The 22536-nt window shown below is 74.7% G+C and carries 24 protein-coding genes; 8 read left to right on the forward strand and 16 right to left on the reverse strand.

Translation table 11 applies throughout. The annotated features are described in order from the left end of the window. Positions 1–53: 53 nt before the first annotated feature. From AWH51_RS12490 to AWH51_RS12505, 4 genes are all read right to left on the reverse strand, one after another. A complete protein-coding gene (locus tag AWH51_RS12490; protein WP_081235111.1) occupies positions 54–923 on the reverse strand; it encodes a copper resistance CopC family protein in 870 nt (289 codons plus the stop codon). After that, a complete protein-coding gene (locus AWH51_RS12495; RefSeq protein ID WP_063072393.1) occupies positions 920–1684 on the reverse strand; it encodes a YcnI family protein in 765 nt (254 codons plus the stop codon). Before AWH51_RS12495 ends, AWH51_RS12490 begins: the two co-directional genes overlap by 4 nt. 141 nt (positions 1685–1825) lie before the next feature. After that, positions 1826–2473, reverse strand: a complete 648-nt coding sequence (locus AWH51_RS12500) for a hypothetical protein (RefSeq protein ID WP_063072394.1) — start codon at positions 2471–2473, stop codon at positions 1826–1828. 72 nt (positions 2474–2545) lie between these two features. Further along, positions 2546–4111 carry a glycoside hydrolase family 68 protein gene (locus AWH51_RS12505; protein WP_063072395.1) on the reverse strand — a complete coding sequence of 522 codons (1566 nt, stop codon included), beginning with the start codon at positions 4109–4111 and terminating at the stop codon, positions 2546–2548. A gap of 265 nt (positions 4112–4376) precedes the next feature. Between AWH51_RS12505 and AWH51_RS12510 the strand changes: the two genes are divergently transcribed. Beyond that, positions 4377–6065 (forward strand): glycoside hydrolase family 32 protein, encoded by a 1689-nt coding sequence (locus AWH51_RS12510; RefSeq protein WP_063072396.1) that lies wholly within the window; start codon positions 4377–4379, stop codon positions 6063–6065. Between the two features lie 25 nt (positions 6066–6090). Here the strand turns inward: AWH51_RS12510 and AWH51_RS12515 are convergent, their stop codons facing one another. Continuing rightward, positions 6091–6594, reverse strand: coding sequence for a MarR family winged helix-turn-helix transcriptional regulator (locus AWH51_RS12515; protein WP_063072397.1), 504 nt, complete (start codon positions 6592–6594; stop codon positions 6091–6093). 49 nt (positions 6595–6643) lie between these two features. Between AWH51_RS12515 and AWH51_RS12520 the strand changes: the two genes are divergently transcribed. After that, complete coding sequence (locus AWH51_RS12520; protein ID WP_063072398.1) at positions 6644–6889, forward strand: hypothetical protein; 246 nt, start codon at positions 6644–6646, stop codon at positions 6887–6889. Between the two features lie 49 nt (positions 6890–6938). On the opposite strand, the gene AWH51_RS12525 is transcribed toward AWH51_RS12520, so the two are convergent. Beyond that, entirely contained in the window at positions 6939–7391 is a 453-nt protein-coding gene (locus AWH51_RS12525; protein ID WP_063072399.1) for a VOC family protein, read from the reverse strand. Between the two features lie 64 nt (positions 7392–7455). Beyond that, positions 7456–8409: an aldose 1-epimerase family protein gene (locus AWH51_RS12530; protein ID WP_063072400.1), complete on the reverse strand. Its 954-nt coding sequence runs from the start codon at positions 8407–8409 to the stop codon at positions 7456–7458. 75 nt (positions 8410–8484) lie between these two features. On the opposite strand from AWH51_RS12530, the gene AWH51_RS12535 reads away from it, so the two are divergent. Beyond that, positions 8485–9285: a thioredoxin domain-containing protein gene (locus tag AWH51_RS12535; protein WP_063072401.1), complete on the forward strand. Its 801-nt coding sequence runs from the start codon at positions 8485–8487 to the stop codon at positions 9283–9285. Positions 9286–9340: 55 nt separating this feature from the next. On the opposite strand, the gene AWH51_RS12540 is transcribed toward AWH51_RS12535, so the two are convergent. Both AWH51_RS12540 and AWH51_RS12545 read right to left on the reverse strand, forming a co-directional pair. Beyond that, positions 9341–10306 carry a DNA-3-methyladenine glycosylase family protein gene (locus AWH51_RS12540; RefSeq protein WP_063072402.1) on the reverse strand — a complete coding sequence of 322 codons (966 nt, stop codon included), beginning with the start codon at positions 10304–10306 and terminating at the stop codon, positions 9341–9343. 98 nt (positions 10307–10404) lie between these two features. Next, positions 10405–11112, reverse strand: a complete 708-nt coding sequence (locus AWH51_RS12545; protein WP_063072403.1) for a nucleoside/nucleotide kinase family protein — start codon at positions 11110–11112, stop codon at positions 10405–10407. A gap of 38 nt (positions 11113–11150) precedes the next feature. Here AWH51_RS12545 and AWH51_RS12550 point away from each other — a divergent pair, with 38 nt between their 5' ends. The 5 genes from AWH51_RS12550 to AWH51_RS12570 all read left to right on the forward strand — a co-directional run bounded on the left by AWH51_RS12550 (position 11151) and on the right by AWH51_RS12570 (position 15441). Beyond that, on the forward strand, positions 11151–12176 hold the full coding sequence (locus tag AWH51_RS12550; protein ID WP_063072404.1) for a 6-phosphofructokinase: 1026 nt from the start codon (positions 11151–11153) through the stop codon (positions 12174–12176). A gap of 67 nt (positions 12177–12243) precedes the next feature. Then, complete coding sequence (locus tag AWH51_RS12555) at positions 12244–13269, forward strand: MDR family oxidoreductase (RefSeq protein WP_063072405.1); 1026 nt, start codon at positions 12244–12246, stop codon at positions 13267–13269. An 84-nt stretch (positions 13270–13353) separates the two neighbouring features. After that, positions 13354–13746 carry a DUF1304 domain-containing protein gene (locus tag AWH51_RS12560; RefSeq protein WP_063072406.1) on the forward strand — a complete coding sequence of 131 codons (393 nt, stop codon included), beginning with the start codon at positions 13354–13356 and terminating at the stop codon, positions 13744–13746. A 79-nt stretch (positions 13747–13825) separates the two neighbouring features. Beyond that, a complete protein-coding gene (locus tag AWH51_RS12565) occupies positions 13826–14485 on the forward strand; it encodes a heme oxygenase (biliverdin-producing) (protein ID WP_063072407.1) in 660 nt (219 codons plus the stop codon). Positions 14486–14619: 134 nt separating this feature from the next. Then, positions 14620–15441, forward strand: a complete 822-nt coding sequence (locus AWH51_RS12570; protein ID WP_063072408.1) for a DNA/RNA non-specific endonuclease — start codon at positions 14620–14622, stop codon at positions 15439–15441. Between the two features lie 20 nt (positions 15442–15461). Here the strand turns inward: AWH51_RS12570 and hemL are convergent, their stop codons facing one another. The 7 genes from hemL to AWH51_RS12605 form a co-directional block, all read right to left on the reverse strand. Further along, entirely contained in the window at positions 15462–16829 is a 1368-nt protein-coding gene (gene hemL, locus AWH51_RS12575; RefSeq protein WP_063072409.1) for a glutamate-1-semialdehyde 2,1-aminomutase, read from the reverse strand. 81 nt (positions 16830–16910) lie between these two features. Then, positions 16911–17891: a porphobilinogen synthase gene (hemB, locus tag AWH51_RS12580; protein WP_063072410.1), complete on the reverse strand. Its 981-nt coding sequence runs from the start codon at positions 17889–17891 to the stop codon at positions 16911–16913. Continuing rightward, positions 17888–18727 carry a uroporphyrinogen-III synthase gene (locus tag AWH51_RS12585; RefSeq protein WP_063072411.1) on the reverse strand — a complete coding sequence of 280 codons (840 nt, stop codon included), beginning with the start codon at positions 18725–18727 and terminating at the stop codon, positions 17888–17890. The genes hemB and AWH51_RS12585 overlap by 4 nt, the downstream gene beginning before the upstream one ends. Further along, entirely contained in the window at positions 18724–19710 is a 987-nt protein-coding gene (hemC, locus tag AWH51_RS12590; protein WP_063072412.1) for a hydroxymethylbilane synthase, read from the reverse strand. Before hemC ends, AWH51_RS12585 begins: the two co-directional genes overlap by 4 nt. After that, positions 19707–20957, reverse strand: a complete 1251-nt coding sequence (locus AWH51_RS12595; protein ID WP_063072413.1) for a ferrochelatase — start codon at positions 20955–20957, stop codon at positions 19707–19709. The genes hemC and AWH51_RS12595 overlap by 4 nt, the downstream gene beginning before the upstream one ends. Then, a complete protein-coding gene (gene hemQ, locus AWH51_RS12600) occupies positions 20957–21697 on the reverse strand; it encodes a hydrogen peroxide-dependent heme synthase (protein WP_063072449.1) in 741 nt (246 codons plus the stop codon). Before hemQ ends, AWH51_RS12595 begins: the two co-directional genes overlap by 1 nt. A 128-nt stretch (positions 21698–21825) precedes the next feature. Beyond that, positions 21826–22389 carry a TIGR03086 family metal-binding protein gene (locus tag AWH51_RS12605; protein ID WP_063072414.1) on the reverse strand — a complete coding sequence of 188 codons (564 nt, stop codon included), beginning with the start codon at positions 22387–22389 and terminating at the stop codon, positions 21826–21828. Positions 22390–22536 lie beyond the last annotated feature (147 nt).

Raw genomic sequence — 22536 nt, forward strand, 5'->3', positions numbered from 1 at the left:
GACGGGCCAGGATCCCTGGGGGATCCGGGCCCGTCGCGGTCCGTGGCGCGGGGTCAGGCGGTCGGCGGCCCGTCGCCGTCCGCGTCGCTCGTGCCGGGCGTGCCGGGCGTGCCGCCGGCGGGCGCACCCGCGCCGGCCGGCTTCCGCCGCCCGGTCACCACGATGAGCACGACCGCGGCGGCCGCGAGCACGACGATGCCGATGCCCACGCCGACGATGACGCCGAGGTACGGCGCGACGCCCTGCTCCTGGCCTGCCGCGGTGCCTGCCTCGCCGGTCGCGGATCCGCCCGCGGAGCCGGAGCCCGCTCCCGCTCCCGCTCCCGCTCCCGCAGCGCCCTCCTGGGCCGCCGCGCAGGCGGGCCCGGACGCGGATCCCGCCGCCGTCGCCGCGCCCGCGGGCGCCTGGTACGTGAACGTGATCGAGTCGGACACCGGATGCCCGTCCGCGGAGACCACCCGCCACGTGACGGTGTACTGGCCGCTCCCGCCGAGCGCGACCGGCACGGAGACCGTGCGGCCGGCGTTCACGGCGCAGCCGGTCTCGAAGTGCGTGCCCTGGCCGTCGGGGCCGGTGACCTGCACGATCGAGGATCCGCCCGCCCCGGCCGACGCTCCGCCGGCGTCGCCGCCGCCGGACGCGCCGAGGTCGAGGATCACGTCGTTGAAGGTCAGCGAGACCTCCGACGGCGGCGCGTCGATGGTGGATCCGGCTGCGGGTGAGCTCGACACGAGGTAGTCGTGCGCCGAGGCGGGGAGCGCGGCGTCCGGCCCGCTCCCCTGTCCGATGCCGACGAGCGCGAGGGCGGCCGTCGCGAGGGCCGCGCCGGAGAGCGCGGCGGCGACCCGCACGAGGCGGCGGCGCGGAGCCGCGGGCGCTCCCGCGGGACGGGGGCCGCGGCGGATCCGGTGTCCGGGCGTCACGCCTGTCCGCCGCCCTCGCGGCGCACGCGGGTCAGCGCGAAGACCGCGACGACGAGCGCGACCGCGCCGAGCGCGAGGCCGCCCACGCCGAGGCCCACCGCGACCGCGCTGCCCGCGGCGTCCGAGGAGGATGCCGTGGTCGTCGCGGCGGCGGCGTCGGGCGCCGGGGAGCTCATGGCGCTCATCGCGTCGGCGGGCGGCGCGTCCTGCACGTAGAGCGTGGGCGCGGGGTGCTCCGGCTCCTCGCCGGACGCGGGCGTCGCCTCGTCCCAGTCGACGACCGACCCGTCCGAGTAGCCCTGGTGCGCGGGCAGCATGATGCTCCCCTCCGCGGGCACGGGCCCCACCGAGACCGTGAAGCGCTGGAACTCGCCCGCCTTGATGCCCACGCCGTCGTCCGCGGTCCAGGTCACCTCGATGGGCGCGTCGGTGATGGTCGCGTCGTCGGTCTTCACGGGGGTGTCGAGCTTCTCGGTGGTGACCTTGGCGGTCCAACCGGGGACGGGCTCGGTGGAGAGGCTGGAGAAGGGGGTGTCCTTCGGCAGGTCGACCGTGACGCTCGTGGTGGTCGCGGTCGCGGACTCGGTCGGGACCTTGAACGTCAGCGTGCTGTAGCTGCCTGCCGCGGCCTGGTCGGGCGAGACGCGCACGTGCGCCGAGGCGGCGAGCGGGAGGGCGACGGCGAGCGCGACGCCGCCGACGAGCGCGGTGGCCGAGCGGAGGATCCGACGGCGGGGAGCGGGGGTGGATGAGGTGGTCATGGCTGGTGTCCTGTTCCGGGCCGCGCGGTGGCGGCCCCGGGAGCGGGCGCGGCCGTGGCGGCGTCCGGAGGGAGGAAGAGAGGGAGGGGTGAGGGCGGCGCAGGCGCGGGCATGCGGCCCCGGTGCGACGACGGTCGCGGGTCAGGCGGCGACGAGCACGCGCGGCGGACCGCGGTGGCGCAGCCGTCCGATCCGGGCGACGAGGTCGCGCAGCGGTCGGGGCGAACGGGCGATGCGGGCGAGCGCGTCGGCCGGCCGCCCGTCGGGGCGCAGGAACGGGATCGCGAGGGCGAGCAGCACGCGCAGGCCGGATGCCCGGACGAGCGCGCGGAGGGCCGCCTCGCCGTGCCGGAGCGCGAGCACGGTGACCGCGAGCGCGGCGCCGTGCGACAGGAGCATGCCGGCGTCGAGCGCGGACGCGGTGCCGACGGGCACGCCGTCGAGGCCGGGGACGGCGAGCGGCAGGGCGCCGTGCCCCGCCATGCCCGCGTGCGGATCCGCGGCGGTGAGCGTCCCGGAGGCGTCGCCCGCCGCCGTGAAGAGCCCGTGGAAGAGGAGCTGGCTGACGCCGACCGCGGCGGTGAGCCGCCAGAGCGACGCGCGCGTGCCGGCGAGCGCGATGGCCACCAGCGACGCGAGCGCGAGGCCGAACGCGACGACGGCCCACGAGGGGGCGGCCCCGCCGCCGGCCTCGTGGAACAGCGCGGCCACGAACGTGGCGGTGGTGGATGCGGCGAGCCCCCGGATCACGCGCTGGACGCGCGGGGCGATCGAGGGCGGGACAGGCATCGAGTGGAGTGTAGATGACGGGGCAGGGAGCGCGCGGCGACGACGGGGAGCCCGCCGTCGCCGCGCGCGGTCCTACTGCGGCGGGTGCGCCGGGTCGTAGGCCTTCGTGGTCGGGATGTCGGCGTACGCGCCGAGCCCTCCCTCGCCGTAGCCCCGGTCGAGCTTCGACGTGTCGCCCGTGATGTCGAGCTTCACGGTCGGCCCGAGCGTGCCTCCGCGGCGGAAGGAGTCCTTCGAGCCGACGGCGTCGATGAACGACTCCACCAGCCCGCCCGGGAGGATGTAGCTCGAGTACGCCTGGAACGCGCCCGGCGTCTGGTTGTAGTCGGGCCCGTACGCGGTGCCGCCCGCGTAGTTCAGGTTCGTCGGGTTGCCGAGCACGAGGCCGAATCCGCTGTTCATCGGCTTGTAGTCGCTGCGGAGGCCGTTGCCCACGAAGCCGTACACGCCCTCCGGGCCGTCGATCCCCTTCGCGAAGGTCGACCGGTGGCTGATCGTGAACAGGTAGTACTTGCCACCCTGGATCACGACCTCCGGCCGCTCCGTCTGGTCGGTGACGCACCCCGACTCGAGCAGCGGATCGAGGAAGTGCCACTTGGTGAGGTCGTCGTCGTCCGCGACCGCCAGGCCGATGGACGCCATCTGGTAGTTCGCGCCCGAGGCGGTCACCTCCTTCGGGTCCTCCGCCGCGGGGTCGCCCTTCCGGTAGCCGAGGTCGGTCGCGTCGCACTGCTGCTCGCCGCGCTTCCCGGCCACGTTGGCCTCGAACACCATGTAGGTCTTGCCCGGGTGCTTCGGGTCCTTGAACGTCGACGGGTCGCGGAAGTTGACGCCCGCGTTCTGCTCCTTCGTCTGGTACTTCTGGCCGTCGGGGCGCAGGAGCGGGGTCACCGTCTCGAAGCCGGCGACCTTGACCGCGCCGTCCGTCTTCTCGATGCGCCCCTGGCTGAGCGAGATGACGGGGTCGGCCGCCTTCACGTCCTGCCCCTTCGCGTCACGGTAGAAGGCCACGTCGGTGAAGAACATCTTGATCGTGCCGTCCGGCATGATCCGCGTCGATCCCGACCACTCGGCCTGCTGCGAGAACGACTGGTCGGGGAAGACCCCGTCCGTCACGCCGTCCTCGAAGACGTTGCCCTGGTAGGTCCAGCCGCCGTTCTCAGGCCGCTGCTCCGCCGGGATCCCCGTGGGCCGCGTGAAGTAGCCGATCTTGGCCGCCGTGTGACGGTCGTCGAAGGACAGCGTGCGCGGGGCCGTGAGCGCGAAGATCACGTCGTAGCCGTCGACGCTGTAGGTCTGGCCGGACGCGTCCGTGAGGGGCCAGGTGTCCCAGACGTACGCCTTGTCCGTCATGGTCGGGAAGTCCTTCGGCACCTGCGGCATGGTCTGGGCCGCGGGCATGGAGTTCTGGCGGGGCGCAGCCGTGGGGTCGGACAGCTTCGCGATCTGCTTCGCGTCGGCCCGGGTCCAGTGGGCCGTGAAGTCGTCCTCCGGCGCGTACGCCTTCTGGGTGTGGACGGTGGGCCGCGGCGGGGTCGAGCCCGCAGCCTGGGCGGATCCGCCGGCGATCAGCGCGGACGCCACCACCAGGGTCGCCACAGCGGACGCGGACAACCCGCGCCTGATTCTCTTGGTCACCTGTTCTCACTCTCGTTCTCGTATCGATGAGTCCGATCGCGTCGCGCGGTGCACGCTCCCCCGGTCGGGGAGCCTAGGGGGTGTCGGGGCCCGAGCGCGCCCCGGACGGGGTCGGCGGCGGATCCCGGGCGTGTCCCCCGAACGGGGTGGACGCGACCGATCCGAACCGGTACGGTCGCAGCTCGGTCGTGCGGCGGTGCATGCTCTCCCGCTCCGTCCCGCCACCCGTCTGCCCCCCGATCGACCACGCGAGGAGCTCGACGACATGACCTCCATCCCGCCGCGCCCGGAGCACGCTCAGCCCGCGACCGCATCACCCGCTCCATCCGCGCCGCCCGCCGCCGGCCTCGCGCTCCGCATCCGCGACCGCGTCCGCCCCCTCGCCCGCCGCCACCGGCGCGCGCTCGTCACGGTCGTCGCGATCCTCCTGGTCGCCGCCCTCGTCGTCGCCGTCCGCGGCATCACGGGCGCCGACCGCGGTCCCGTCGCGCCCCCGCCTCCCGCGCCGCGGTCCGCGCCCGACGGCATCCGCATCGCCCCGTCCGACGAGTTCATGAACGACCCGCAGCGGCCGTTCCAGCTCGACGGCGTGTGGCACGCCTACGCGCTCGTCAACGGCGACCACCCCGGCGGGAACGGATCCTCGTGGCGGCACTTCACGTCGCCGGACATGGTGACGTGGCACGACGAGGGCATCGCGATCGACAAGTACGACACCCCGCTCGGCGACGCCGAGACCGGCAGCGTCGTGGTCGACACCGCGAACACCTCCGGGCTCGGCGCCGGCACGGTCGTCGCGATCCTCACGCAGCAGTCGGACGGCGTGCAGCGCCAGTCCCTCTACTACTCCACCGACGGCGGATACCGGTTCGCGGCGTACACGGGGAACCCCGTGATGGAGAACCCGGGCGGCCCCGACTTCCGCGACCCGAAGGTCGTGTGGGACGCCGCGCACGGCCGCTGGAGCATGGCGCTCGCGGAGGGCCGACGGATCGGCTTCTACACGTCGCCCGACCTGCTGCGCTGGACCTACCGCTCCGACTTCGCCCGCGACGACCTCGGGACGCTCGAGACGCCGGACGTGTTCCCCCTCACGAGCCCGGACGACCCCGGCCGCGTCCGCTGGGTCCTCGCCGCCGGCGCGGACGGCGCCGCCCAGGGCCGCGGCACGGGCACCGCGTACTGGGTCGGTGACTTCGACGGCGAGCGCTTCACGCCCGATGACGACGCCCCGCGCTGGCTCGACCGGGGAGCGGACCTCTACGCGGCCGTGACGTGGGCGGATCCCGCCGGCGACGCCGCGGCCCCCACCCGCCGGTACGCGATGGGCTGGGCAAGCAGCTGGGCCTACGCGGGCCGGCTGCCGCTGCGCGACGGCGGTTCCGGCGGCGCCCAGTCGATCGTGCGGGAGCTCCGCCTCGTGCGCGACGGCGCCGGATGGGCGCTGCGGTCCGCGCCCCTCGACGCCCTGGCCGGACGCGAGGGCGAGGCCCGGCCCATCGCCGACGCCCGGGCGTCCGGCACGATCCCGCTGGCCGAGGCGCCGCGCGGCCCGTCGCGTCTCCGCCTCACCCTCGTGCCCGACCCGGCGGATCCGGCGCGCGAGACCCGCGTGCGCCTCTCCTCCCCCGAGGGCGGCACGGTCACCGTCGGCTACGACGCGGAGCGGCGGCAGGCGTTCGTCGTGCGCGACGACGACCCCGACGGGATCATGCCGGACGCCTACGATCGGCCCGCGACGGCGCCGCTCCCCGACTCCGCGCCGGGGGATCCGGTGACGCTCGACCTCGTCGTGGACGACCGGGTCGTCGAGGCCTTCGTCGACGGCGACACGGCCGTGCTCACGACCGCCACGGTCGGCTCGCTCGACGCGGCCGCCCTCTCCGTGGAGGCCGTGGACGGCACGACGCGCGTGACCGACGCGAGCTGGACGCCCTTCGACCCGGCCGGCTGACCCGCCCCGCGGTACCGCACCGGGGTCAGGCCGCCCGGTCGTCCTCGCCGCCCGCGCCGTCGCCCCGCCCGCATCCCGCGTCGGCCTCGGCCGCCGCGCCGTTCAGGCGGCCGACCACGTCGTCGAGCGCGTCGCGCAGCGCCTCGAGCTCCGCGATGGAGAGCCCCGTGCGCGCCGCCGCCTGGGCGGGCACGTGCACGGCGCGCCCGCGCAGCTCGCGTCCGGCGTCGGTCAGCGAGACCACGACCACGCGCTCGTCGACCGTGCTGCGCGCGCGGCCGACGAACCCCGCGCCCTGCAGGCGCTTGAGCAGCGGGGTCAGCGTCGCCGGCTCCAGCTGGAGCGCGGCCCCGAGGTCGGAGATCGAGCGGTCGTTGCGCTCCCAGAGCGCGAGCATCACGAGGTACTGCGGATGCGTCAGCCCGAGCGGCTCGAGGATGGGCCGGTACACGGCCACCACGGACCGCGCGGCGACCACCGCCTGGAAGCACACCTGGCTCTCGAGCGCCAGCGGATCCGTCGTCGTCATCGCGTTCTCCTCGACCGCCATCCCGTGGACTGCTACGTACACTGGGTAGATGTTACGCAAGCGGGGAAATGCCGATGGCCCGGAGGGCGGGAGCCGCGCCGGCGGCTTCGGCCGCGCCGTCGAGCGCTTCAACCAGCGCCTGCGTCCCTACCTCGGCGCGCCGCCCCTCGGCCCGTACGACGACGAGCCCGTGCAGGAGCCGATGAGCCGCCTCTGCCCGATGTGCGGCGAGCCGATGCCCGATCACGTCATCGACCGGTCCGGCCCCCGCACGCAGGTCCGCTGCCCGGTCTGAGCCGGAGCGCCGACGCACGCGCGGCGGAGCGGATCCGCGGCGAGCGGGCTCAGCCGGCGACGACGAGCTCGACGTTGATGTCGTCCGGGTCCTGCACGGACAGGATCGACATGCCCGTCGGGAAGTCGACGACCTCGCCGTGGGAGATGCCGCGCTCCGTGAAGAGCGCGGCCGCGCGCACGAGGTCGTCGCGCGAGCCGACCTGCAGGCTCACGTGGTCGAGGCCGCGTGCCTCGGGGTCGAACGCGGCGTCGTCGCCCGCGATCGGACGGAGGCCGAGCAGCTGCGAGCCGATGCCGTAGATGACGCCGCCGAAGTACTGCGCCGGATCCTCGCGCACGGCGGGGTCGCTCGGGTCGCCCTCGCTCTCGATGGCGGGGGTGAGCCCCAGGACGCCCTCGTAGAAGGCGCGCGACCGGGCGAGGTCGGTGACGGAGAGGCGCACGTGGTGCACCCCGGTGATGGCGTCGAGGGGAGCGGTGGTCGCGGTGTCGTCGGTCATGCTCCGACGCTAGGACGGTCGTCCGCGCCCGTCGCCCGCGCGTTCGGTTTCCGACCAGCGCGGATCAGTCGTGCAGGTCGATGCCCCAGGTGCCGGTCCACTCTGATCCGGGTTCCAGGGTGATGAGGCCGTCGCCCGAGTTGAACGCGTCGGCGGGCGCCGTCATCGGCTCGACCGCGACCGCCCACACGTGGCCGTCCGCGACCGGGTACCACGGCGTCACGAAGACCTGCCAGTAGGTGAACTCGCCGTCGGCCCAGATCTCGGTGCGGCGGCCGTCGGGCGCCTGGACGCCGTGCCGGGTGACGCCGTCGACCACGCGGGCGTCGGCCCACGCGTCGTCGAGCTGGGCGTCGCGCACGCGCACGCCCTGGCGCAGGTCGAACCGGGTGCCCGCGACCGGGGTCTGGACGCCCGTGGGGTTGAGGCGCACCGGGTCCACCTCGATGTGGGTGGGCGCGTCGATGACGACCTCGAGGTCCTCGGTGGGCACGTCGCCGACGCGGAGGAAGGGGTGCGTGCCGACGGCGACGGGCGCGTCCTGGACGCCGACGTTGCGGATCCCGTGGGTCACCCGGACGCCGGACCCCGTGAGCTCGTAGCGCACGCTCGTCTCGAGGGCGAAGGGGTAGCCGTGCTGCGGGTGGACGTCGGCGGCCAGCGTGATCGACACGTCGTCGCGCTCCACGAGGCGGTACGGGGAGTGCTGGAGCAGGCCGTGGATCGCGTTCTCGCGGTCGACCTCGGTGATGTCGAGCTGGTGCACCACGTCGCCCTGCTGCCAGACGCCGTCGCGGATCCGGTTGGGCCAGGGCGCGAGCACGATGCCGCTGCAGAAGGGCGGGCGCGCCTCGTCGGGGTAGGACTGGACGAGGTCCGCGCCGTCGACCTGGAGCACGCGGAGGGCGGCGCCGACCTCCGCGATCACCATGCGCTGAGTGCGGCCGTCCACCTCCGCGACGAGCTCGTGCTGCTGGCCGGTGGGGAGGCGGGGGGAGTACGACACGTCTTCGGGCACCCGCCGAGCCTATCCGCACGAGGCGCTGTGGCGCCTCCCAGGGGCACCAGCGCGCGGATCCCTAGGATCGTGCGCATGGCCCGTCATGAGAACGAGAAGGTACGCGCGATCCGCGAGAAGGCACGCATCGAGCGGGCCCTCGACGACCGGCGCCGCAAGCGCCGTCGCCTCATCACCCAGTTCTCCGTGGCGGGCGGGCTCGTCGTCGTCATCGCGGCCATCGCCGGCGGCGTATACCTCCTCGGCCAGTCGCAGGCGGCGAGCGCCGCGGGCCCGAAGCAGGACACGACGGCGCAGCTGTCCACGGGCGACACCGTGCGCGTCGCGACCGAGCCGCACGGCGTGAGCGTGGGCGCGGCCGACGCCCCCGTCACCCTGGACGTGTTCGAGGACTACTCGTGCCCCCACTGCGCGCAGTACGAGGCCGAGTCCGGCCCCCTGCTCGACAGGATCGCGGCCACGGGCCAGGTGCGCATCGTGTACCACCCCATCCAGATCGTCACGAAGTACGGCCAGGTCGCCGGCAGCGCCGCCGCGTGCGTGCTCGCCGAGGAGCCCGACAAGTGGCCCGCCGTGCACTCGGCCCTGTTCGACAACCACTCCACGGTCACCGACTCGTGGACCCACGCCGACTTCGTCACCTGGCTGACGACCCAGGGCGTCTCCTCCGGCGACGCGCGCACCTGCGTGGCCGAGGGCAAGTACTCGTCGTGGATCACCGATAACACCTCGGACGCGACCGCCGCCGGCGTCACCGGCACGCCGACGCTCCGCATCCAGGGCGACATCGTGAAGACGGTCGCCGGCCAGGACCTGGTCGACGCCCTCACGAAGGCCGGCGCGAAGCTCCCCGACGGCATCGCCGCCGACAGCTGAACCGCGCGCGGCACCGGTCGGTCCCGATGCCGGTGGGGATCGGCGCCTCCCGCGGTCAGTGCCCGCGGTGGTCCTGCACGGTCATGCGCGGGCCGAACCGCGGCTTCCGGAAGCCGCTCGCCTCGATGAGGCGCATCACCCGCTGACGGTGCCCGCGCCACGGCTCCAGCAGCTCGAGCATGCCGTCGTCGTCGACCGGATGGCCCACGAGCGCCCACCCCACGGTGTCGTGCACGTGGTAGTCGCCGACGCTCACCGAGTCCGGATCCCCGTGGGCGCGCTGCGTGGTCTCCGCCGCCGTCCAGATCCCGACGCCCGGGATCGACCGCAGCCGCCGCGAGATCTCGTCGCTCCCCCGCCCGAGCGCGAGCGTGCGCTCGAGCCCCGCGGCCGAGGTGGCGACGGCGATGAGGGTGCGCGACCGCTTCGGATCCACGCCCGCGCGGTGCCACTCCCACGACGGGATGAGCCGCCAGCGCTCGGGCGACGGCAGCACGCGCATGCCGACCGGGGTCGGGCCGGGCGCGGGATCGCCGTGCGCCAGGATCAGCTGCCGCCACGCCCGCCGGGCCTCGAGACCGGTCACCTTCTGCTCGAGCACCGCCGCGGCCATCGCCTCGAGCACGTGGTTCGTGCGCATCAGCCGGAGCGCGGGCAGGCGGCGGCGGGCGTCGCGGAGGAGCGGATGCGCGGACACGTCGAGGTCGGACCAGTCGTCGCCCTCCCCCAGCAGCTCGGGCACGCCGTCGATCGCCCACTCGGCGCCCGGCCCCCAGGCGCGGGCGTCGACGCCGCCGTCGGGCCGGGCATCGAGACGCAGCGACGCGTCGCCGAGCGGCGTGCGGGCCGTGCGCCAGACGCCCGCGCGACGGGAGCCGGGCGGGGCCGGATCCCAGCGGCAGGTCGGATCCGCGGCGCCGCGGAAGAGGGGGCGGAGCACGAGCCGGAGGTCGACCTCGCGGTCGGGCACGTAGGCCGTGCGCGCGTCGGGGGCGGTCGCCTCGCCGCCGCCGTCGTCCATCCCCTCAGGGTACGCACGGCCCCCGACCCTCCTCGGCCGCGTGCGCGTCCGCGTCCGCCGAGCGGATCCGGGCCGTCGTCGCGCCCGTCCGCGCGCCGCTACCCGTCGACCGCCGCCGGGACGCCCGGCGCCGTGCCCGCCACCACGAGGTCGGCCCGGCCGCGCGTCCCCTCGATGAGCACGGCGTTCGCGCCGTCGACCTCCCGGGCCCAGGCCTCCGCGGCATCCGGCGCCCGACCGCCCGTGGTGTGCCGGTCGACCAGGCGCGCGAACCGCTCCTCGCCCGGCGTCGCGCAGAACCACGCCTCGTCGAGCTCGGCGGCCAGCAGCGCCCACGGATCCTCGTCCACGAGCAGGTAGTTGCCCTCGATCACGACGAGCCGCGTGCCCGCCTCCACCGCGACCGCCCCCGCGACGCCCTCGTCGACGGTCCGGTCGAACGACGGCGCGTACACCGCGTGATCGGTCTCGGACCGGATCCGTCGCACGAGCGCGAGCACGCCCCAGCCGTCGAACGTGTCGATCGCGCCCTTGCGGTCGTGCCGGCCCAGCCGGTCGAGCGTCGCGTTCGCCAGGTGGAAGCCGTCCATGGGCACGTACGCGGCGGTGCCCGCACCCGCCCGGGCGTCGACGCGCGCCGTGAGCGCCCGCGCGAGCGTCGTCTTGCCGGCGCCGGGGCTGCCCGCGATGCCGAGGACCGCCCGGCGGCCGTCGTGCACGAGGCCGAGCGCACGGCGTGCGAGCACGTCGAGGTCGTCGACCGGGCGGGGCGAGGGGTGCGGGCGTCCGCCCGGGTCCGTGTGCATCCGCCCAGTCTCGCGGGGCCGTGCCCCATGATGGACGTGTGCGCATCGGAATCCTCACCTCAGGCGGAGACTGCCCCGGACTCAACGCGGTGATCCGCGGGGCGGTGCTCAAGGGAACGACCATCCACAAGCAGGAGTTCGTGGGCTTCCGCGACGGCTGGCGGGGCGTCGTCGACGGCGACGTCATGCCGCTCGCGCGCCGCGACATCCAGGGCATCGGCAAGCAGGGCGGCACGATCCTCGGCACGAGCCGCACGAACCCGTTCGAGGGCGACGGCGGCGTGGAGCGGATCCAGGAGAACCTCGACCGGCTCGGCATCGACGCGATCCTCGCCATCGGCGGCGAGGGCACGCTCGCGGCCGCGAAGCGCCTCACCGATGCGGGGCTCAAGATCGTCGGCGTGCCCAAGACCGTCGACAACGACCTCGACGCCACCGACTACACGTTCGGCTTCGACACCGCGGTGCAGATCGCGACCGACGCCATGGACCGCCTCCGCACCACGGGCGACTCGCACAGCCGCTGCATGGTGGCCGAGGTCATGGGCCGCCATGTCGGCTGGATCGCGCTGCACTCCGGCATGGCCGCGGGCGCGCACGCGATCCTCATCCCCGAGCAGAAGACGTCGATGGACCAGATCATCGGCTGGGTGCGCGCCGCCTACGACCGGGGTCGCGCGCCGCTCGTCGTGGTCGCGGAGGGCTTCATCCCCGAGCACGCCTCCGACGCCCACGGCGAGCGCGGGCTCGACGCCTTCGGTCGCCCGCGGCTCGGCGGCATCGGCGAGCAGATCGCGCCGATCATCGAGGAGCGCACCGGCATCGAGACGCGCGCCACGACCCTCGGCCACATCCAGCGCGGCGGCACCCCGTCGTCGTACGACCGCGTGCTCGCGACGCGCCTCGGCCTCGCCGCGGTCGACAGCGTGCGGGACGGCCACTGGGGCCGCATGGTCGCGCTCCGCGGCACCGACATCGTCCACGTCGGCTTCGAGGAGGCGCTCGGGCGCCTGAAGACCGTGCCGCAGCACCGCTACGACGAGGCCGCGATCCTCTTCGGCTGATCCGGCCGGGTCACGCCGCCGCGCGCGACGCCTCGCCGGCCCCGACCGCCGGGCGTAGCGTGACGGCATGACGTATCGCGCGCTCGTGGCCGAGAAGACCGTCGCCGACGACGGCACGACGGGCATCGGGGTCGCGCTGCGCGACCTGCCCGACGAGCGGGCGACCGGCGGCGCCGACGGCCCGGGCGACGGCGAGGTCGTGCTCGACGTCCTGTTCTCGAGCGTGAACTACAAGGACGGCATGCTGCTCGGCGGCCGCCCGGGCATCGCGCGCACGAGCCCGCTCGTGGCGGGGATCGATGCGGTCGGCACGGTCGCCGCGAGCGGGTCCGCCTCCATCTCCCCCGGCGACCTGGTGGTGCTGAATGGCGCCGGCCTCGGCGAGAGCCGCGACGGCGGGCTCGCCGAGCGCGTGCGCGTGCCGGCCGACGCCCTCGTCCGCGTGCCCGACGGCATCTCCGCGGCGCGCGCCGCCGCGATCGGCACCGCCGGCTTCACCGCGATGCTCTCGGTGCTCGCGCTCGAGCGCGGCGGCGTGGAGCCCGGATCCGGCGACGTGCTCGTCACCGGCGCGGGCGGCGGGGTCGGATCCATCGCGGTCGCCCTCCTCGCGCGCCTCGGCCACCGCGTGGTCGCGTCCACGGGCCGCGTCGACGAGCTCGGCGACCGGCTCCGCGCGCTCGGCGCCGCCGAGGTGATCGACCGGAGCGCGCTCGGCGAGCCCGGCAAGCCGCTGCAGAGCATCCGCTGGGCGGGCGCGGTCGACAGCGTCGGCAGCGCGACCCTCGTCAACGTCCTCGCGCAGACCCGGTGGGGCGGCGTCGTCACGGCGGCCGGCCTCGCCCAGGGGCCGGACCTGTCGGGCACCGTGCTCCCGTTCATCCTCCGGGCCGTGACGCTCGCCGGCATCAACTCCGTCGAGGCGCCGGCCGCGCTCCGCCGCGAGGCCTGGGCCAGGCTCGCGACCGACCTCGACCTCGCGCTCCTCGACTCCGTCACCACGACCGTGCCCCTGGGCGACGCCATCGCGGCCGGCGAGCGGATCCTCGCGGGCGCCTCGAGCGGCCGCGTCGTCGTCGACGTGCGCGCCTAGCACCCGCCGACGCCGGGCCCCGTGCCCGTCCCCCGCGCGCTAGCCTGGGCGCGACGCGGCACGCTGCCGCCGGAGTGAGGGATCATGACCGCAGTAGCCGCCACCGGGACCATCTTCGTCGGACTGGCGGCCCTGCTGCACGTGTTCTTCTTCCTCCTGGAGAGCGTCTGGTTCGAGAAGCCGTTCGCCTGGAAGCGCTTCGGCGTGGCCGACCAGGAGAAGGCGCTCATCATCAAGCCGTGGGCGTACAACCAGGGCTTCTACAACCTGTTCCTCGCGCTCGGCGCCGGCCTCGGGCTCATCCTCTACTTCGTCGGCAACGTGCCCGCCGGCCTCACGCTCGTGCTCTTCACGACCGCGTGCATGGTGCTGGCGTCGATCATCATCGCGAGCACCGGCAAGAAGTACCTGATCCCCGCGCTCGTCCAGGGCGTCCCGCCGCTGCTCGGCCTCGTCTTCTTCGCCGCGGCCTCCTGAGCTCCGGCCCGGGGTCGGCCGGACAGCACGCGTGGGCCCTTCCGCCCGGCCAGCAGATGAGGTTAGGCTCACCTACATCATGACCGTCGTCCTGCTCACCGAGGCCCTCCGCGACCGCGCGCGACCGCGCGCCGAGGCGACCGACGCGGACGAGTTCATGACGGCGCTGGTCACCGGCCGCGGCTGCCGGGACGACTACGTCGCCCTCGTCGCGCAGCACTACTTCATCTACCGGGCCATCGAGGCGGCGACCGAGCGCATGGCGGCGGATCCCGTGGCCGCGCGCTTCATCGACCCGCACCTCACCCGCCTCCCCGCCATCGAGGCCGACCTCGACTTCCTCGTCGGGCCCGACTGGCGCGACGTCGTCCGCCCGCTCGCGAGCACGGCCGCGTACGTCGAGCGGATCGAGCGGGTCGCCTCCGTCTGGGTCGGCGGCTTCGTCGCGCACCACTACACGCGCTACCTCGGCGACCTCTCCGGCGGGCGCCTCCTCCGCACCCTCCTCCAGCGGCAGTTCGGCTTCGACACCAACGGCGTCGGCCTCTACCTGTTCGCCGAGATCGCGGAGCCACGCCGCTTCTGCAGCACCTACCGCGAGGCGCTCGACCAGGTGCCGTGGGACGACGACGAGCGCGCCCGCGTCGTCGCCGAGGTCGAGCACGCGTACCGGCTCACGACCGACGTGTTCGCGGAGCTGGCGCGCGGGCGCACCACGGCGCCGTTGCGCCGGGCCTGACCCGCGCGCTCGGTCCCCCGCTCGCGCGGCGCCCGCCCGTCGCGTCGGGTGCGTGGACGCCCGTCGCCCGCCGTCCCCCGCGCGTCCACCCCGCCGCCCGGTCGTGTGTCCGAGGGCGGGCATAGGCTCCGGGCATGGACGGCTACGACCTCGACTTCCTGCCCATCCCGCTCCCGCTGCCCGATCCCCCGGCCGACGCCCGGCCGGTGCGCCTCGACTACCTGCACTTCTCCGTGCTCATGGACACCGACCGGCGGCTCGCCGCGCTCACGGCCGTGAACATCGACGGCGCGCGCCTCGTCGACGTGGAGCGCACCGACGACTGGCACCTGGATCCGCGTCTCCCGGAAGAGCAGCAGTGCGGCCCGGAGCTCTACGCGCGCAACGACATCGACCGCGGTCACCTGGTGCGGCGGCGGGATCCGGTGTGGGGCGGCATCGCGGACGCGGCCCGCGCGAGCGCCGACACCTTCGCGTACACGAACGCGGCCCCGCAGGCCGCGGAGTTCAACCAGTCGAAGGAGCTGTGGCTCGGCCTCGAGGACTTCGTGCTCGAGAACGCCGACCTCGGCGACCGGCGCATGACGGTCCTCACCGGCCCCGTGTTCTCGGCGGACGACCCCGTGTACCGGGGCGTGCGGATCCCGCTGATGTTCTGGAAGATCGCCGCCTGGGTCTCGGGCGGCCGGCTGGCCGCGACGGCGTACCTCCTCGACCAGGCGCCGCAGCTGGGCGACCTCGACCGGAAGCCGGCCACCGCGGGAGCGCCCGAGCTCGGGCCGTATCGCACGTATCAGGTGGCCGTGGGGGAGATCGGCGCGCTCACCGGCTTCGACGTGGCGCAGCTCGCCGCCGCCGACCGCCTCGGGGTGCCCGCGACCGCGCGCGTCGGCACGCCGGAGGACGGCCGCGACTCCTGGGTCGAGCTGGAGCGGTACGCGGCGATCACGCTCTGACGCGCCTCGCGCACGACGGATCAGGCTGGCGGGCGGGCGTCCGCGGCCGCGCGGGCGGCGGCGGGGAGCGCCCGGATCACGCGGTCGAGCGAGGCCTCGTCCATGGCGGCCGAGACGAACCACGCCTCGAACACCGACGGCGGCAGGCTCACGCCCTGGTCGAGCATCGCGTGGAAGAAGGCCGGGTAGCGCCAGGTCTCCTGCGCCTGCACGGTGGCGTAGTCGACGATCCCGCGCTCGGGCGGCGTGCCGAAGGTGAAGCTGAAGAGGCTGCCCGCGCGCTGCACCGAGTACGCGAGGCCGGCGCGGTCGAAGGCGAGCTCGACCGCGTAGATGAGGATGTCCGCCGCGATGTCGAGCGCGCGGTACACGTCGGCGTCCGCGAGGCGCAGCGTCGTGAGGCCCGCGGCGACGGCGACCGGGTTCCCGGAGAGGGTGCCCGCCTGGTACACGGGGCCGAGGGGCGCGAGGTGGTCCATCACGTCGGCCCGGCCGCCGAGCGCGGCGACGGGGAGGCCGCCGCCGATGACCTTGCCGTACGTGACGAGGTCGGGGGTCCAGGCGTCCGGGTGGTCGGCTGCGAGGCCGGAGTTGTCGAGGCCCCAGTAGCCGGCGGGGTGCACCCGGAAGCCCGTGAGCACCTCGTCGGAGATGAGCAGGGATCCGTTGTCGTGGGCGATGCGCGCGAGCTCGGCGGTGAAGCCGGGCAGCGGCGGGACGACGCCCATGTTGGCGGCGGCGGCCTCCGTGATGACGGCGGCGATGCGCGGGCCGTGCTCGGCGAACACGGCGCGCACGGCGTCGAGGTCGTTGTACGGCACGACGACGGTCTGCGCGGCGATCGCCTCGGGGATGCCCGCCGAGCCGGGCAGCGCGAGCGTCGCGACGCCGGAGCCCGCCTCGGCGAGGAGGCTGTCGGAGTGGCCGTGGTAGTGGCCGGCGAACTTCACGAGCAGGTCGCGGCCGGTGAACCCGCGGGCGAGGCGGATCGCGGTCATGGTGGCCTCGGTGCCCGTGGACACGAGGCGGAGCTTCTCGATCGGGCGGCGGTCGGCGGAACCGTCGACGCCCGCGACGCGCACGCGCTCGGTGACGAGCTCCGCGAGCTCCGTCTCCGCGGGCGTGGTGGCGCCGAAGCCGAGGCCGAGCGCGGCCGCGTCCTGCACGGCCCGGACGACCTCGGGCCGGGCGTGGCCGAGGATCGCGGGGCCCCACGAGTTGACGAGGTCGACGTACTCCACGCCGTCCGCGTCGGTCACGTAGGGGCCGGCGGCCTTCACCATCATGCGGGGGGTGCCGCCGACGGAGCCGAAGGCCCGGACGGGCGAGTTCACGCCGCCGGGGATGACGTCGCGTGCGCGGTCGAAGAGGTCCTGGGAGTGGGTCACGGTGAAGTCCTTCGGTGCCGGGCGCGGATCCGCTCGGGTCGGGGCCGGATTCGCGTCCGGCGAGGAGGAGGGTGGGACGGCTCAGCGCCGGGCGAGGCGCTCGGCGAGCTCGACGGCCCAGTAGGTGAGGATCGCGTCGGCGCCGGCGCGCTTGATGCCGAGGACGCTCTCGTCGATGGCGCGCTCGCGGTCGATCCAGCCGTTCTGCGCGGCGGCCTCGATCATCGCGTACTCGCCCGAGATCTGGTACGCCCAGACCGGCACGCTGCTCGTGGCGGCGACGTCGGCGAGGATGTCGAGGTAGCTCATGGCGGGCTTCACCATGACGACGTCGGCGCCCTCCTCGATGTCGAGCTCCACCTCGCGGAGGGCCTCGCGCCGGTTGCCGTTGTCCATCTGGTACGTGCGGCGGTCGCCCACGAGCTGGGAGTCCACGGCCTCGCGGAACGGGCCGTAGAAGGCGCTCGCGTACTTGGCGGCGTAGGCGAGGATCGCGACGTCGTGGTGCCCGGCGTCGTCGAGGGCCTCGCGGACGGCGCCGACCTGGCCGTCCATCATGCCGCTGAGGCCGAGGAGGTGCGATCCCGCCTCCGCCTGGGCGAGGCCCATCGCGCGGTAGCGGTCGAGGGTGCGGTCGTTGTCGACCACGCCGTGGGCGTCGAGGACGCCGCAGTGGCCGTGGTCGGTGAACTCGTCGAGGCACAGGTCGGTCTGCACGACGAGGGCGTCGCCGACCTCCTCGACGGCCACGCGCGTGGCGACGTTGAGGATGCCCTCGGGGTCGCTCGCGCCCGAGCCCTCAGCGTCGCGCACGGCCGGGATGCCGAACAGCATGACGCCGCCGATCCCCGCCTCGGCCGCCTCGACGAGCGCGCGGCGGAGGCTGTCGAGCGAGTGCTGCGAGACGCCCGGCATCGACGTGATGGGCGACGCCTCCGTGAGGCCCTCGCGCACGAACATCGGCAGCACGAGGTCGGCCGCGTGCAGTCGCGTCTCCGCCGTGAGCCGGCGCATGGCCGGCGAGGTGCGGAGGCGGCGCGGGCGGTAGTAGGGGGAGGTCATTCCGTGGTGTTCCGATCGAGGAGGTCGGCGAGGCCGCTGAGCCCCGCGGTGTCGGTGCGCGGCTCCTGATGGCGGGCGAGGTCGACGAGGGACTGGATGAGGGACGCGGCCGAGCGCTCCGGCGCGACCACGTCGACGCGGACGCCCGAGCGGCGGGCGTCCTTCGCGGTGCGCGGGCCGATGCAGGCGATGACCACGCCGTCCGGCACGTCGCCGAGCTGCTCGTGCACCTGCTCCGCGACGCTGCCCGACGTGACGAGGATGGCCCGGACGCGGCCCGACGACACGTCCTCGCGGATCCGGTCGCTCACCGGCACGCCGACGGTGCGGTACGCGACGACCGAGCGCACGTCGTGGCCGCGCGCGATGAGCCCGTCGGTGAGCGTGGGCTTGGCGATCTCGGAGCGGAGCGTGAGCACGCGGCGGCGCGGGGACCCGGCCGCCATCTCCGTCCACTCCTCGAGGAGCGCGGTGGCGGAGGACTCGATGGACGGCACGAAGTCGACCGTGTAGCCCGCCGCGACGAGGGCCGCCGCCGTGGTCTCGCCGACCGCCGCGATGCGCGTGCCCGCGGGCACGACGGCGCGGTGCGAGGCCAGCACGTCGACCGTGGTGGCGCTCGTGACGGTGAGCCAGTCGAAGGAGCCGGCCGCGAGGTCGGCGAGGGCGCGCTCGAGCCCCTGTGCGTCCTGCGTGGCGGCGAAGTTGATCATGGGCGCGACCACCGGGGTCGCCCCCTGCGCGCGCAGGTCGTACGCGACGCCGTCGCCCCACGGCCCGCCGCGGGGCACGAGCACGCGCCAGCCCTTCAGGGGCTTCTGGTCCGTCGAGGTCATCGGGTCCCTCCCAGCGGCGCGAGTCCGGCCGCTCCGGCGTCGAGCAGCTCGCGGGACACGGGCCCCGAGAGCGTCGAGGCGTACGCGGTCAGCTGGTCGATGCCCATGCCAGCGGTGTCGAGCTCGTGGCTCGCGGTCATGCGCTGCGACCCGTCGGGCCGGTACACGACCGCGGTGAGCTCGAGGCGCGCGCTCGTGACGGTGGCCCGCGCGCCGATGGGCGCCGCGCAGCCGGCCTCGAGGGCGGCGAGCACGCCGCGCTCCGCGAGCACGGCCGCGTGCGTGAAGGGGTCGTCGACGGCCTCGACCGCGCGGCCGACGACGGAGTGCGTCTCGGCGTCCTCCGTGCGGATCTCGAGCGCGAGCGCCCCCTGACCCGGGGCGGTGGGCCAGCGGTCGAGCTCGAGGTGCTCGGTGACGGCGTCGAGCCGGCCGATGCGCTGGAGCCCGGCGGCCGCGAGGACCACGGCGTCGAGGTCGCCCGCGGTGACGCGGGAGAGCCGCGTGTCGATGTTGCCGCGGATGTCGACCACGTCGAGGTCCGACCGCTCGGCCAGCACCTGCGCGCGACGCCGCGGCGATCCCGTGCCGACGCGGGCGCCGCGCGGCAGGGTCGCCAGGGTGAGGCCGTCGCGCGCGCAGAGCACGTCGCGGGGATCCGCCCGCACGGGCACCGACGCGACCGTGAGCCCGTCGTAGGGCGCGGTCGGCAGGTCCTTCAGCGAGTGGACCACGAGGTCGCACTCGCCGCGCAGCAGCGACTCCCGCAGCGCGCTCGCAAACACGCCGGTGCCGCCGAGGCTCGCGAGCGACTCGCGCGACGTGTCGCCGTGGGTGGTCACCGGCACGAGCTCGACCTCGAGTCCCGACGCGTCGGTGATCTCCGCGGCGATCGCGCGCGTCTGGGCCAGGGCGAGCGCGCTCCCCCGGGTCCCGATGCGCAGCGTGCCGCGATCCTCCGACGTGAGGGGACCGTCCGTCACGGTGCCAGCCCGGAGACCGCCGGCTTGAAGCCCAGCCGGACGTTCTCGCAGCAGCCGGGACGGCAGACGTCGTACCAGGGGCCGAGGTCGGTCATGTGCGGGCGGTCCTCCGCCTTCACGCCGTCGCGGCGCTCGAGCACGAGGTCGATGAGGCCGTCGACGTACGCGGCGTGCACGCCCGGCGTGGGCACGCGCACCGAGTACAGGCCGTTCTCCTGGGCGGACTCGGTGGCCTCGTTGTCGAGGTCCCACTTGACCTCCATGTGGTCGCTCACGAAGCCGAGCGGCACGATCACGACGGCGCGGCGGCCCTGCGCGGGCAGCTCGGCGATGGCGTCGTTCACGTCGGGCTCGAGCCACGGCATGGAGGGCGGGCCGGAGCGCGACTGGTAGACGAGCTGCCAGGGCACGTCCTGGTCGATGCCGAGCTCCTTCCGGACCTCGTGCATCACGACCTCGGCGACGGCCAGGTGCTGCGCCGCGTAGGCGCCGTCCTGGTCGAAGCCGCGCTCGGCGGGGCCGGACTTCGAGGCGTCCGACGACGGGATGGAGTGCGTGGAGAAGAGGATCTCGACGTCGGTCGACAGGTCGACGGGCGCGCCCTCCGCCTCGAAGTGCGCGATGACGTCGCGGATCCCGTCGCGCGTGCCCTCGATGAACGGCGTGACGAAGCCGGGGTGGTCGAAGAACTGGCGCACCTTGTCGATGCGGACGACGCCCTGCAGGCTCGTGTCCTCGAGCGCGTCCGCGAAGTCCTCGCGGTACTGGCGGCAGGAGGAGTACGAGCTGTACGCGCTCGTGGCGACGGCGATGAGCTGGCGGTAGCCCTTCTCCTCGGCCTCGCGCAGCGCGTCGTTGAGGTAGGGGCCCCAGTTGCGGTTGCCCCAGAGCACGGGCAGGTCGATGCCGCGCTCGGCGAGGCGCGCCTCGAGGGCGGCCTTCAGCTCGCGGTTCTGCTCGTTGATGGGGCTGATGCCGCCGAAGGCCCGGTAGTGGTGGGCGACCTCCTCGAGGCGCTCCTCGGGGATCCCGCGGCCGCTCGTGACGTTGCGGAGGAACGGGATGACGTCGTCCTGGCCCTCGGGACCGCCGAAGGACGCGAGCAGGATCGCGTCGTACGCGACGGGCTCCTCGACGTGGGGCGGACCCATCTTCGCGGCCTCGCTCGCGGCGGAGACGAGCGCGCCCGGCGCCCGCGGGGCGTCGGTGGCGGGGGCGGGCTTGCGACCCAGGTTCACTGCGGCCATTACTGGAGGACCTCCACGAGCTCGGCGGTGGTGATGCGGCGGCCCGTGTAGAACGGGACCTCCTCGCGCACGTGACGGCGCGCGTCGGTGTTGCGCAGGTCGCGCATCATGTCGACCAGGTCGACGAGCTCGTTCGACTCGAGCGGGAGGATCCACTCGTAGTCGCCGAGGCCGAACGACGAGACCGTGTTGGCGACGACGCTGCGGAAGGCCGCGCCCTGGCGGCCGTGCTGGGCGAGCATGCGCCCGCGCTCCTCGGGCGGCAGCAGGTACCACTCGTAGGACCGGACGAAGGGGTAGACGCAGAGCCAGTCGCGCGGCTCCTCGCCCCGGAGGAAGCCGGGCACGTGGCTGCGGTTGAACTCGGCGTCGCGGTGGACGCCCGCGGCGCTCCACGACGGGATGAGCGCGCGGATGAGGCGCGCGCGGCGGATCTCGCGGAACGCCCACTGGAGCGTCTCCATCTGCGGGCCGTGGATCCAGACCATGAGGTCGGCGTCCGCGCGCATGCCGGAGACGTCGTAGAAGCCGCGGACGGTGACGCCCTCCGCCTCGACGATGTTCACGATGCCGTCGAGCTCGTCGACGGCGCCCGGGACCTCGCGGCCGTCGAGGTCGTCGGGGCGCTGGGGATCGCGACGGAGGACGGCCCACAGGGCGTAGCCGCTGGGGGACGCTTCCGCGGGGGGCTCGATCGGGGGGACCTGAGATGCCGCCGACTCGGCAGCCGGGATGCTCATGGTCTCCATGGTACGTCGCCCGGGCACCCCGTCCCGCATCGGGCGGGCGGCCGTCAGATCATCCGCAGGTCGGCGCCCTGCCGGCCCGTCAGCGCGCGTCGCGGCCGGTCAGCGCGCGTCGCGGCCGGTCAGCGCGCGTCGCGGCCGGTCAGCGCGAGGAGGCGGACCTGCAGCGGCGCGTCCTCACCGACGGGCACGGGCGAGGCGAACAGGCCGCTCGCCTCGAGGGTGTCGCGCTGCGGCTCGAAGACGGTCCAGGTCGCGCGGACCAGGTCGTCGTCGATGCGCTCGTCGGCGCCGATGGCGCGCGCGAGGTCCCAACCGTGGATCACGACGTCGGACAGCTGCTCGCGCAGGTACTCGCGCGTGGGGACGCGGTCGGTCGACAGCGCGACCGGGCGCTCGGGATCGGCGTCGCGCCAGGCGGCGAGCGCCTCGCGGGAGTAGCGGCCCCACTCGGCGACGAGGTCGTCGTCGAGCCGGCGGATCAGCGCCTGCCCGGTCTCGGCCGTGTGACCGGCGAGGAGGAGCGGCACCCACTGCTGCTCCTCGATCACGTGGGCGACGAGCTCGCGGACGTCCCACTCGACGTCGGGGGTGGGCGCCGACCAGTCGGTGACGGCGCGGAGGCGGTCGCCGAAGCCGTCGTGCGCGCGGCGGATGAGGTCGGTCCAGTCGTGCTCGGTGTCCATGGTCGCGCTCCCGTCGGTGGTGTCCCGGGGGAACGTCCGGGGCGGTCGCGCGCATTCCCGGAGCCGGTCCGGGGAGCGGGGCGGTGCCGCCGCACGGCGCGGTCGCGCCGGCACGGATCAGCCCGGCACGGATCAGGCCGGCGTGGA

Source organism: Clavibacter tessellarius (genome assembly GCF_001618005.1).
Taxonomy (GTDB): domain Bacteria; phylum Actinomycetota; class Actinomycetes; order Actinomycetales; family Microbacteriaceae; genus Clavibacter; species Clavibacter tessellarius_A.

What these genes read in the sequence shown, in the direction of transcription:
- AWH51_RS12565 (WP_063072407.1), top strand. Translation starts at nt 13,826, where the DNA reads ATGACCGTCGTCCTGCTCACCGAGGCCCTCCGCGACCGCGCGCGACCG.
- AWH51_RS12585 (WP_063072411.1), bottom strand. Translation starts at nt 18,727, where the DNA reads ATGACCTCGACGGACCAGAAGCCCCTGAAGGGCTGGCGCGTGCTCGTG.
- AWH51_RS12540 (WP_063072402.1), bottom strand. Translation starts at nt 10,306, where the DNA reads ATGGACGACGGCGGCGGCGAGGCGACCGCCCCCGACGCGCGCACGGCC.
- AWH51_RS12495 (WP_063072393.1), bottom strand. Translation starts at nt 1,684, where the DNA reads ATGACCACCTCATCCACCCCCGCTCCCCGCCGTCGGATCCTCCGCTCG.
- hemQ (WP_063072449.1), bottom strand. Translation starts at nt 21,697, where the DNA reads ATGAGCATCCCGGCTGCCGAGTCGGCGGCATCTCAGGTCCCCCCGATC.
- AWH51_RS12605 (WP_063072414.1), bottom strand. Translation starts at nt 22,389, where the DNA reads ATGGACACCGAGCACGACTGGACCGACCTCATCCGCCGCGCGCACGAC.
- AWH51_RS12510 (WP_063072396.1), top strand. Translation starts at nt 4,377, where the DNA reads ATGACCTCCATCCCGCCGCGCCCGGAGCACGCTCAGCCCGCGACCGCA.
- AWH51_RS12535 (WP_063072401.1), top strand. Translation starts at nt 8,485, where the DNA reads ATGGCCCGTCATGAGAACGAGAAGGTACGCGCGATCCGCGAGAAGGCA.
- AWH51_RS12515 (WP_063072397.1), bottom strand. Translation starts at nt 6,594, where the DNA reads ATGACGACGACGGATCCGCTGGCGCTCGAGAGCCAGGTGTGCTTCCAG.
- AWH51_RS12560 (WP_063072406.1), top strand. Translation starts at nt 13,354, where the DNA reads ATGACCGCAGTAGCCGCCACCGGGACCATCTTCGTCGGACTGGCGGCC.
- AWH51_RS12525 (WP_063072399.1), bottom strand. Translation starts at nt 7,391, where the DNA reads ATGACCGACGACACCGCGACCACCGCTCCCCTCGACGCCATCACCGGG.
- AWH51_RS12595 (WP_063072413.1), bottom strand. Translation starts at nt 20,957, where the DNA reads ATGGCCGCAGTGAACCTGGGTCGCAAGCCCGCCCCCGCCACCGACGCC.
- AWH51_RS12520 (WP_063072398.1), top strand. Translation starts at nt 6,644, where the DNA reads ATGTTACGCAAGCGGGGAAATGCCGATGGCCCGGAGGGCGGGAGCCGC.
- AWH51_RS12500 (WP_063072394.1), bottom strand. Translation starts at nt 2,473, where the DNA reads ATGCCTGTCCCGCCCTCGATCGCCCCGCGCGTCCAGCGCGTGATCCGG.
- AWH51_RS12545 (WP_063072403.1), bottom strand. Translation starts at nt 11,112, where the DNA reads ATGCACACGGACCCGGGCGGACGCCCGCACCCCTCGCCCCGCCCGGTC.
- AWH51_RS12570 (WP_063072408.1), top strand. Translation starts at nt 14,620, where the DNA reads ATGGACGGCTACGACCTCGACTTCCTGCCCATCCCGCTCCCGCTGCCC.
- hemB (WP_063072410.1), bottom strand. Translation starts at nt 17,891, where the DNA reads ATGACCTCCCCCTACTACCGCCCGCGCCGCCTCCGCACCTCGCCGGCC.
- AWH51_RS12555 (WP_063072405.1), top strand. Translation starts at nt 12,244, where the DNA reads ATGACGTATCGCGCGCTCGTGGCCGAGAAGACCGTCGCCGACGACGGC.